The sequence below is a fragment of the Burkholderia thailandensis E264 genome (assembly GCF_000012365.1).
Lineage (GTDB): Bacteria > Pseudomonadota > Gammaproteobacteria > Burkholderiales > Burkholderiaceae > Burkholderia > Burkholderia thailandensis.
In genome coordinates this window covers 2649014-2658513 of record NC_007651.1, presented here as the reverse complement: position 1 = coordinate 2658513, position 9500 = coordinate 2649014, and the positions used below count along the sequence as shown (strand labels likewise).

Annotated in this window: 7 protein-coding genes and 1 pseudogene; 3 read left to right on the top strand and 5 right to left on the bottom strand. The window is 61.0% G+C overall.

The window, feature by feature from the left end; genetic code table 11:
* Positions 1-81 precede the first annotated feature (81 nt).
* The 3 genes from BTH_RS24235 to BTH_RS24225 all read left to right on the top strand — a co-directional run bounded on the left by BTH_RS24235 (position 82) and on the right by BTH_RS24225 (position 2807).
* Positions 82-987 (top strand): NAD(P)/FAD-dependent oxidoreductase, encoded by a 906-nt coding sequence (locus BTH_RS24235; protein ID WP_009891072.1) that lies wholly within the window; start codon positions 82-84, stop codon positions 985-987.
* Between the two features lie 72 nt (positions 988-1059).
* Entirely contained in the window at positions 1060-1974 is a 915-nt protein-coding gene (locus tag BTH_RS24230) for an alpha/beta hydrolase (RefSeq protein WP_025369364.1), read from the top strand.
* Positions 1971-2807 (top strand): thioesterase II family protein, encoded by an 837-nt coding sequence (locus BTH_RS24225; RefSeq protein ID WP_009891068.1) that lies wholly within the window; start codon positions 1971-1973, stop codon positions 2805-2807. Before BTH_RS24230 ends, BTH_RS24225 begins: the two co-directional genes overlap by 4 nt.
* A 253-nt stretch (positions 2808-3060) precedes the next feature.
* Here BTH_RS24225 and BTH_RS35315 read toward each other — a convergent pair whose 3' ends face one another.
* The 5 genes and pseudogenes from BTH_RS35315 to BTH_RS32030 form a co-directional block, all read right to left on the bottom strand.
* Complete coding sequence (locus BTH_RS35315) at positions 3061-3633, bottom strand: protease pro-enzyme activation domain-containing protein (RefSeq protein WP_011402342.1); 573 nt, start codon at positions 3631-3633, stop codon at positions 3061-3063.
* 164 nt (positions 3634-3797) lie between these two features.
* Entirely contained in the window at positions 3798-4835 is a 1038-nt protein-coding gene (locus BTH_RS24215) for an alpha/beta fold hydrolase (RefSeq protein ID WP_011402341.1), read from the bottom strand.
* 49 nt (positions 4836-4884) lie between these two features.
* Entirely contained in the window at positions 4885-5880 is a 996-nt protein-coding gene (locus BTH_RS24210) for a hypothetical protein (protein WP_127446386.1), read from the bottom strand.
* A gap of 113 nt (positions 5881-5993) precedes the next feature.
* Positions 5994-8027 (bottom strand): lipoxygenase family protein, encoded by a 2034-nt coding sequence (locus tag BTH_RS24205; protein WP_009891058.1) that lies wholly within the window; start codon positions 8025-8027, stop codon positions 5994-5996.
* Between the two features lie 929 nt (positions 8028-8956).
* A pseudogene (locus BTH_RS32030) lies at positions 8957-9382 on the bottom strand (helix-turn-helix domain-containing protein); the annotation flags it as partial.
* Positions 9383-9500: the final 118 nt, after the last annotated feature.

The window sequence follows — 9500 nt, the reverse complement described above, 5'->3', positions numbered from 1 at the left end:
CGCCCGCGGGCAGTGCGGCCGGGTGCCGCGCATCCGCTTTTCTCAATCGCGGTTTTCCCCTTGTCAAAGGATGAATCATTCATGAATACCGAACGTTCCTCGACGCACTTCGATGTCGTCGTGATCGGTGGCAGCTATGCGGGACAATCGGCCGCCATGCAGCTAGCCCGTGCGCGTCGGCGCGTGCTCGTGGTGGACGCCGGCTTGCGCCGCAACCGCTTCTCTCCGGTCTCGCACGGCTTGATCGGGCAGGACGGGCGTCCGCCCGACGAGATCGCGGCAAACGGCAAGGCGCAGCTTCTTGCGTATCCGAACGTGCAGTGGCTGGAAGACACCGTGATTCACGCCGAACGCGCCGATGCCGGTTTTGTTTTTCGCAGTGCTTTGGGGCAGCACTTCAACGCGAGCAGCGTGGTGCTCGCGTTCGGCGTGGTGGACGAGATTCCGGACCTGGAAGGCGCGGTCGAACGATGGGGGCGCAGTGTGTACCACTGCCCGTACTGCCACGGCTACGAATTGAACGAGGGGCGCATCGGCGTGCTCGGGAACGGCTCGATTTCGCCTCTGCTGGCGCTGTTGATGCCGGACTGGGGCAAGACCGTGCTCCTGACCAACGGGACATTCGAGCCCAACGACGAGCAACGCGACGCGCTGGCCGAGCGAGGCGTCGCGATCGAGCCCGAACGGGTGACGCGCATCGTCGATACGGCGAGCGTCGAGCTCGCCGACGGACGGCGCATCGCACTCGACGGCCTGTTCACCATGAACCGCACCCATCTGTCGAGTCCGGTCGCGGAACGATTGGGGTGTGCGATCGAAGAGGGGCCGCTGGGGCCTTATATCCGTACCGACGACTCCATGGAAACCTCCGTGCCGGGCGTGTTTGCATGCGGCGACGCCACGCAGCGAGGCGGCAGCGTGGCGCTCGCCGTGGGCAGCGGTGCGCTCGCGGGCATCGTCGCGCATCGAAAGCTGGTCATTCCTTGATGCGTCGGAGAGTCCATTCGGACGACAACTTTTCGAGCGACCGATTTTTCTTCATCTACCGGGAACATGATCGTGAGTTGGCAAAACTGGTGCTTTTCCTGGCTATCGCGTAGAACGACCAAGTCCCTGACCAGAAAACCGGCGCTGTCCGCTCACGACATGCGAGCGCACAGCGCCAAATGGTCCAGCCGTGGCGTGAAACCTCCCCGGGGCTGGCGCGTGCGCGAAATGACCGCGCGGCCGCTATGTGGCGAATGGATCGAACCGGCGGACCCGGTTCGCCGCGACTCGCTTCGCCGCATCGTCATTTATTTGCATGGCGGAGGATATTGCTTTTGCTCTCCCCGCACGCATCGAACGATTGCCTGTGCGTTGGCCAAAGGGGCGGACGCGCGCACCTTTTCATTGGATTACCGGCTTGCTCCGGAACATCCGTTTCCCGCCGCGGTGGAGGATGCATTGGCCTCCTATCGGCAACTTCTCGCCGATGGCGCATCTTCAGACCGGATCGTCATCGGTGGGGATTCCTCCGGCGGGGGGCTCGCGCTTGCTCTGTTGCTGTCGTTGCGCGATGCCGGTGATCCGATGCCGGCTGGCGCGGTATTGTTTTCTCCGTGGACGGATCTGGCCGCGACCGGCGCGTCCCTGAAGGCGAATGACGAAGCCGATGTCATGCTGACCGCAGCCGCCGTAGCGAATTTTTCCCAGTATTATCTGGGCGGCACAGCTGCTGATCACCCTATTGCTTCACCTCTCTATGGAGAATATGCGGGTTTGCCGCCCTTGTTCGTCCAGGCGAGCGACACGGAGGTATTGCTGGACGACGCCGCGCGGGTCGCGGAAAAGGCCCGCGTTGCCGACGTCGCGGTGGACTTCAAGGTCTGGCATCGGCTTCCGCACGCCTGGCCCACGCTGACGCCTTATCTGCCCGAAGCGAAGGCGGCCGTAAAAGAGGCCACCGACTTTATTCGGAGGGTGGTGCCGTGACCTTCGAATCGACGGAGAAAGCCGGCGCCGGCCGCTGGATCGAGCCGTCACCGTCGGCCGTGAACGCCGTGCAGCGGTTGTTCTGCATCCCTTATGCGGGCGGCGGCGCATCCGTGTTCCGCGGCTGGCCGGCACGGCTTGGGGCGACGGTCGACGTGCGTCCGCTGCATCCGCCCGGGCGAGGCCGCCGTTTCCGCGATGCGTTGCTATATCGGGTGGACCGGATCGCCGACGAGGTGACGGAGGCGATCGCGCCGCTGCTCGACCGGCCCTATACCCTGTTCGGCCACAGCATGGGCGCCAGCGTGGCGTTCGAGGTGGCGTCACGCATCCAGGCCCGCCGCCTGCGGGAGCCGACGTGTTTGATCGTTTCCGGCCGCGGCGCTCCGCATCTGCCTACGCAGCGGCGGCCGATACACGATTTGCCGGACGATCAATTTCTGGACGAGGTGATACGCATGAACGGCACGCCGCCTGAAATTCTCGCGCATCCCGAAGTGATCACATTGCTACTCCCGATTCTTCGTGCCGATTTCAAGGCGGTCGAGACTTACCGGGCGGAACCGCATCCCCCTCTGAACTGCCGGATCGTTGCACTGGGGGGCAGTGGCGAGCCGGACAGCGCGGAGGCGGTGGAGTCGTGGCGCACTTACACGACCGGCGGCTTTCGCGTCGAGATCCTTCCCGGCGATCACTTTTTTATACATGGCCATGCTGAGCGGCTGTTTTCAGTTCTCGGCGAGGAATTGACGGATGCGCTGCGTTGCGCCGCAACCCCGTTGGCAACACCGGTGCATCAGCCATCCGCAGATTCATGTGATGCGCCGAAGTGATCGCGCCAAGACTCGGAACGCAACACCGCCAGATATCCGCATCATGTCAAAGCCATTCCTGAAGGTCCGCTTTCCTGTGCGGCAGCGAAGTCCGGTCTTTGCGATGTGTCTTCTGTCTCTCCACAGTTGATCGATGCGCGTCAGGACGGCCGGTATCCGAGCGGGCAGGAGCGCACGAATGGTCTTCAGCGTGCTCGTGCGGACCGCCGGCCTATCGTGCGCGAGCCCGCTTGCGAACGCGCCCGTCGTACACTCAGTAGATGTTCTGCAGCCCGAGCACGTTGCCGACGATCGCGCCCAAATTGGCCGGAACCTGCACGGTATCGTCGTTGGCGAACACCGGACGGCCCTCGTACATGAAAGTCTTCACGCCGACACGAAACGCCTTCGAGACATTCGCGATCGTTCCTTGCGCCCGGATGCTGAACCGATTGGGCGCCGCCTCGATATGCGTGAAGCCGTTTTGGCGCAGGTAGGAAACGACGGAATCAACTTGCGCTTGGCTAGGCGCAAAGCGATTCGGGTCCTTGGCGGAAAAGCGGGCTTTCCGCGCCGCGGCGGCGGCCGCGGTCGAGTCGGACGGAACCGGGTTGCTCGGCTTCAAGAGAACCTGCAAATCGAACAACTGTCCCGCCGGAACCTGCGGCGCGCGTTCCGCCGCGACAGCGAGGCTCGATTTGCCGTTCGTCGAACGCGCGTCTCCGTCGACGGGAGCGGACAGGGGAGAAATGGTCTGGGTTCTTACCCATCCGGCTTCCTCGGAGAACGCCCCCTTGCCGAGGAAAAGTCCGAGGGCGGCCGTCAAAGCAATGCGTGTGATATTCACGGGGATGTCTTCCTCAATCAGTCATGTGAAGCGGTATGTCGAACGGGATCGCGAGGCGGCACGGAACATGCCGCCGCGCGCGTTTGTTTCAGGCGACGTCCATCTCGAATGAAACGGATAGGGCGAGCGATTCGCCCATGCCGATCCGTTCGCGGACTTCGCCGTCAGCGGGAAACGAAGCTCGCGATCGCGTGGGCCACTTCGTCCGGATGCGAGAGTTGCACCCAGTGGCCGGCCTGGATGCGCGTGATTCTCGGATCGGCGACGACGCCGTTCAGCGAGTCGACGGCCGTGGATTCCTTCACGTACAAGTCCCGGGTCGGAACGATCAATTGGATTTTCTTGACGGCGACGTCCTTGTAGGTCGGAAACAAGAGTCGTTCCAGGACGTTGGCCCGATACAGGTTGAGCGCCGTCGCGCCGTCTCCGGATTGGTAAGGCTCGCGCGTTCCGCCTTCCAGCATCACGAGGAAATTCAGGACGCCGCTCGGCAGCCCGGTCGCCCACGCCACCTCGGGCAAGACAGGAAAGTCCAGGCCGATGATGTACGCAGACGAGACCGCCTGATTGATCAGGTTTCCCCATTGAAAAGGATTGAGCAGCGATTGTCGCGCCCAGTGGCTGACCAGGTCCAGGCTCGGTCCGGAGATGCTGGTGTAGGAAGCGATCTTCGACGCCACCGCTCCCTTGGCGACAGATTCCCAGCTTTGAATGCTGCCCCAGTCGTGGCCGACTAAATGAACCGGTTGGCCGTTCGACGTCGCGTCAATGACCGCATTCAGGTCGGCCGATAACCGTGCGAGCTTGTACGGGGCGTTGAACAGGCCGGGAGACGGATGCTCGCTGTCGCCGGAACCGCGCGTGTCATAGGCGACGACGTGGTGGGTCGGCGCCAGGCGGGCCACGACCTGATCCCAGACCCGAGACGTGTCCGGATAGCCGTGAACCAATACGATCGTGGGCGCTTCGCTCGCGCTCAACCCGTACTCATGCGCGACGATGCGCGCGCCGTCGGTGCTGACCACGACTCTGTCGCGCGAGGCGGGCATCGCAAGCCCGGCTTCCGTGCTGGACGCCGCCGCGTTGGCCGGCGAGTCGTCGCTGAACTGCTGTTGTGCCGCCGCCTGCGACGAAGCCGCGGCGAGGAACAATGGGAGGATGCCCAATCTCAGGAGCCGAAGGAGAGTCATTGCCGATTTCATGGTGATTTCCTCATAGTCAAGCCAATGTCAGATCGATTGCCGCTCAAGATCACCGCGTGCCGGCGCCGACCGTCACGGCCGCCGGCAATCCGACCCAGCGCGCATGGTGAAAATGCAGGCTGCGGTCGCAGGTACTGCTGACGACCGAATCGGTCAATTCGATGTAGCCGATCTTTACCCACGTCTTTAAATCGGGAAATCGGATGCCGGCATCCGACGCGAGGATGTCGAAACGCAGTCCGTTCGGAAAGTTCTTGATGTTCAATTCGTCGCGGAAATCGTCGCCGTCGTTACGGGGAACGTCGGCGGAGCCGACGAACCGAAGCCAGACCGGCGCCCGGTGTGGCTGATCGCCCGGCTCGCCGAGTTGCGCGACCGGATACTGCTGGCGCATCGCGGCTTGCGTGAGGTCCGGCGTCAACTCCGCGGCCGCGAACGTCGTGGCGATCGCAGTACCTTGCACCATGAACAAGGGAATGCCGATGAGACTCAGGTTGATGATGTCCGTATTCAGGTTCGCGTCGAGAAAGTGTGCGATCGGCGCGCCGGGCGCATTCGAAATCGCGTGGAAATTCGCGGTCTTGACCACTTGATTCGGATCGAGCGTGGGGAAGATCTTGCCTGCCAGACCAAAGGAGCGAAGCTGGTTGCGCTTCTCGTTGCCCCCGATCTCCGACGCGCGCACGACGATCAGCCCCTTGCTGCCTTGGCTGAAATAGCCCGTCCATTTGGTCGCCGCCGTGATGTTCCACGTGCCCGCGAGACAGATTCCGATCGGGTGCACGAGCTTCTGGGTCGGCGCCACGAAGTCCTCGGACGAGTTCAGCGTGCGTTTCGCGTCCTTGTAGAGCTGGTCGCCATGCGAATACATATCGACGATATTGGACTTGTAGTGCGGATATCCGCTCGCGTAAGGATCGGATTTCACTTTGCTCCACACATCGCTGAAGCTCGATCCCCGATAGCTGTCCTCAGCGTGTGCGTTGACGGCGCCGATCGCTGCGGCAACGGAAAGAAGTGAAAGAAGGGCGTTGAATCGCTTCATGAAGATCACCGTTTCAAAATGAGATTGCGTGTTGAACCCGTTGCGGGGAGACGCGTCCGGGAATGCGGTTGCGAAGAGGAGGGCGTTGACTCGTCCCGCCTCCGAGCGGCGGATCAAATGTTCGTGCTTGCCGGAATCCGGCTCGGCAGCAGATATTCATAAGGCGTCTTGCGTATGCTGTTGCGAGCGTTGATCTGCGATTCGACGTCGCCGAGCGCCTGTCGGAAATGCTCGAGCGGCCCGTTGCTTCCGGTGATCGCGGGGTCCGTGATGAGCGGCCGATATGGAAATACGTTGCTGCGATACTGGCCCAACGCGCTGTGCTGGACGCCCGCCAAGATCTCGTAGATCGCAACCCGCTCGATCCCTGAAACGAGGGGAGGGAGCATCTTCAGCCAATCGGCCTTGCTTTTTCCCACGGCGCTTGTCGGGGCCGGCGCGGACAGCAGTGCGGAAAGCGCGGGCGCGTAGGTCGAAAAATCCGACTGCGAGAAGTTGACGGCGGCGTGCTGGGCGCTTGCGGTAAAGATGATCATGGTCAGCACGTCGATCAATTGCGCCTTCGAACGCACCGGCCGGAATCCCTTGACCTTGCCGTTGGCGATGATGTCGGCGGCCCAGGACCTGAGCTCGTAGTCATCGACGACATCCTGATCGGACTTGTAATAGACATCGACATACGCCTTCGCCCATTCGGCGATGGCGTTCCAAATCAGGAGGCCGTCGTCGCGATACGGATAGTCCGGCAGGTTGGCCGCGCCGACTCCGCGCATTTCGATGTCGTTGGGCAACATGTGATCGTAGAAATCGAACGCGAGCCGATCGCTTGCGACCATCTGTTGCGTCTGCTGGATGGGCGCGGCAAACAGCGTATCGATGAACATCAACGGTGGAAGCAGCGTGAGCGCGGCGAGTTCGTTGATGTACAAAGTGCCCTCGAAGTGCGGCATCAGAAGCGCGTAGAGCGGATGCGTCGACGCGAGATTCCGGTGAGTGGCGACGCAAATCGCGCCGGTCACCAGGTGCGTTCGCGCGAGATGAACAAACATCTCGTGATAGTTTTCCTCCGCGCATTGAACGACCGTCTTGGCCATTTGCCACGCCCAATAGGCGGATTCCTGACTGGGATCGGCAGGGAGGAACAGGGGATTCGTCGCGGGATCCTGATCGCATTGAATCGCCACGGGAACGAGGGACGCGCCGCCCCTCGGCAGCGCGAAAAGTGCGATGGGCGCATAGGAGTAGCCGATGCCCGTGAGTGGTTTGGCCACGGCCCGCGACGTCGCCAACAGACCGTTGTCGACGTAATCGAGGAGATACAGCCGATTCTCCGCGGCGGCGCTGACGAGATTGTCGGCGGGCCCCATGACTTGCTGGAATTGAGCGTTCGTCAGTGGGAACTTCGACGGCAAGCCGGAGATGCGCTTGATCAACACCGGATTCTGGCCGGCAACCCGGAGAGACGCGAAATGATCGTCCCGCTGGTACGCGGCGGAGATGTCGGGAAGCGGGAAGGTGGAAAACAGCGCCTTGAAGTTCTCTTCGCTTCGAGTGTCGTGGTTGGAGACGATTTCGCCCAATCTTGAAATGATGTCCTTCGACAAGACGCCGACGTTCGCCAACAGCGCGATCAAGGCCGCCTGAATGCTCGCTGCCTGAGCAATGGCAACCGGGTCTTGCAAGTTCGGATCGTGGGTGAGATCCGAATACAGGTTTTCGAGGGAAAGCAGATCCACCCTGATCTTGGCGAACTGATCGCGCCAGAGGGCAACCGCCGTCGCGGGTGCGGAGCCGAGAAAATTCTCGATGACGCCCACAACGATCGCGATGAATTTGATCAGCCATTCAATGGTTGGAAGATCTTGCGGCGTGACCAGCGCAAGTGGAATGCCGCTCGCGGTCGGCACATGTTCCGTCCAGATGTAACTCAGTCTTTGCGTGGCGAGAAAACCCGCCCGTGCGATCCTGCCTGCGGCCGTGTCTTTTTGCGGCAGCACCGGCGCGGCTGCGCGAACCGCCTGCGGCGACGAAATGCCGATGCCGGCGTCGAGCGTGCGAGGGCTTGCGGTGATCGACGACGCGGCCGGTGACGACAGAGTCGACCTGACGAGCCCCGCAAACGCGGTTCCGCTGGCGGCGAAGCTCAAGAATTTAATTAAATCCCTTCGGTTCATATTTGACCCGGTTTTGTGATTGACCAACGAGGCCGCACGGAATCGGCCGTTGAAATAAAATCAAATCCAGCTGATATCTGGCGCATCGATATTCGGAGCATGCGCCGCCCCTCATTTCATCGCCCATGAAAATCGCATGCGCTTTGCGCATCAAGACGCGATGGACGTGCACGGGACGCGCGTGAAAATACGGCGCGTTCCATTACGCAACGCCACGAGAAAACATGGGGCATCGCCAAGCGTTCCCACGTTTGTTGAACTCCCCCTCCCACATGTCAGGGACGACATCCCTCCGAACCTGACTCGGCATGCCTTCAGCCTTTATTCGACGGCTTTCGGATTGGAAATCGATGGTCTTGAAAGTGGCGGTCGATCAAAGTGTTTCTTGCGGAATCATTGATTTTCCCTCGGTTTTAAAAATGGTTAATTTTCTTAAAGTTGTTTGGTTTGCGTAAACCGTAGCATACGGCGCGTAATTTATTTTAATTTTTCGTTATCTCGAATTAAGGCTCTAGCCGGTTATCTGATTTCCGAACTGCGCGGGCGATCCCATTATGTGGGAGGGCGCTGTATTTATGATGAAGGAGGGCGGTTGAGCATCGACATCGAGAATTTATTTTGCGGATGTCGAATTATTGACGCTTGAAAAAGGGTAATGCGGCGATTTTTCGTCTCAGAATGAGACAGGTCGCTTTCGGGGCTTAATGCGGAGCCCGGCTCACGCTTTAAAATTGAATTCGCCGTCGATCGCGTGGTTGAGTGATTAAAATTCCGTTATCGCAGATGGGGGATCGACGACGGGAAACACGGCGTATGGCCGATGCAATCGAAGAAGGAGATGCCGCGCGCGGATTCGCATGATCGGTGGCGACACCGATCGCGCGTCGGTGACGAACGCGGCGGCAGGCGCGCCGTGCTCGTGGCCGATAGACCTTCGGTGGCCGCTGCCGGCGTGGCATCCACAAACCAGCTTCCGTCATCAGCCGCCGTACCGTTTCCTTGGCGAGCTGGATGCCGTGGCATTCCCGGAGCTTCTCGCACGCCAGTGTCGGCCCGAAATCGGCGTAGCGATCCCGGATGATCGTCAGGGCCCGCTGAGCTAACTCCGCACCCAGCCGCCGGTTGCCAGGACCGCCACGCTTGCGCGAGGTCAGGCCCACCGCGCCAGACTCCCGGTATCGAATCACCAGCCGCTCGATCTGCCGGACCGTCAGGCCCAGGCGTTCGGCCGCGCGGCCAGGCTTCAGACCCAAATCCGCTACGGCCTGGATTACCTTCAGACGGTCGAGTTCTCGCATGTTCAATGTCACCAGAGCTGTTCGGGGCATCGCCGGCTCCATGAGCTGACGGCGAGCCGGCAAGCTTACCGAGGTCTAAACGCGACATTTCTAAATAGCTAGAACACGACATTTCTAAAAGCTACTACAACGTTAAATATTGATAATT

Excerpts from the sequence above, each read along its gene's own strand:
- BTH_RS24235 (WP_009891072.1), top strand. The coding sequence starts at position 82 with ATGAATACCGAACGTTCCTCGACGCACTTCGATGTCGTCGTGATCGGT.
- BTH_RS24215 (WP_011402341.1), bottom strand. The coding sequence starts at position 4,835 with ATGAAATCGGCAATGACTCTCCTTCGGCTCCTGAGATTGGGCATCCTC.
- BTH_RS24210 (WP_127446386.1), bottom strand. The coding sequence starts at position 5,880 with ATGAAGCGATTCAACGCCCTTCTTTCACTTCTTTCCGTTGCCGCAGCG.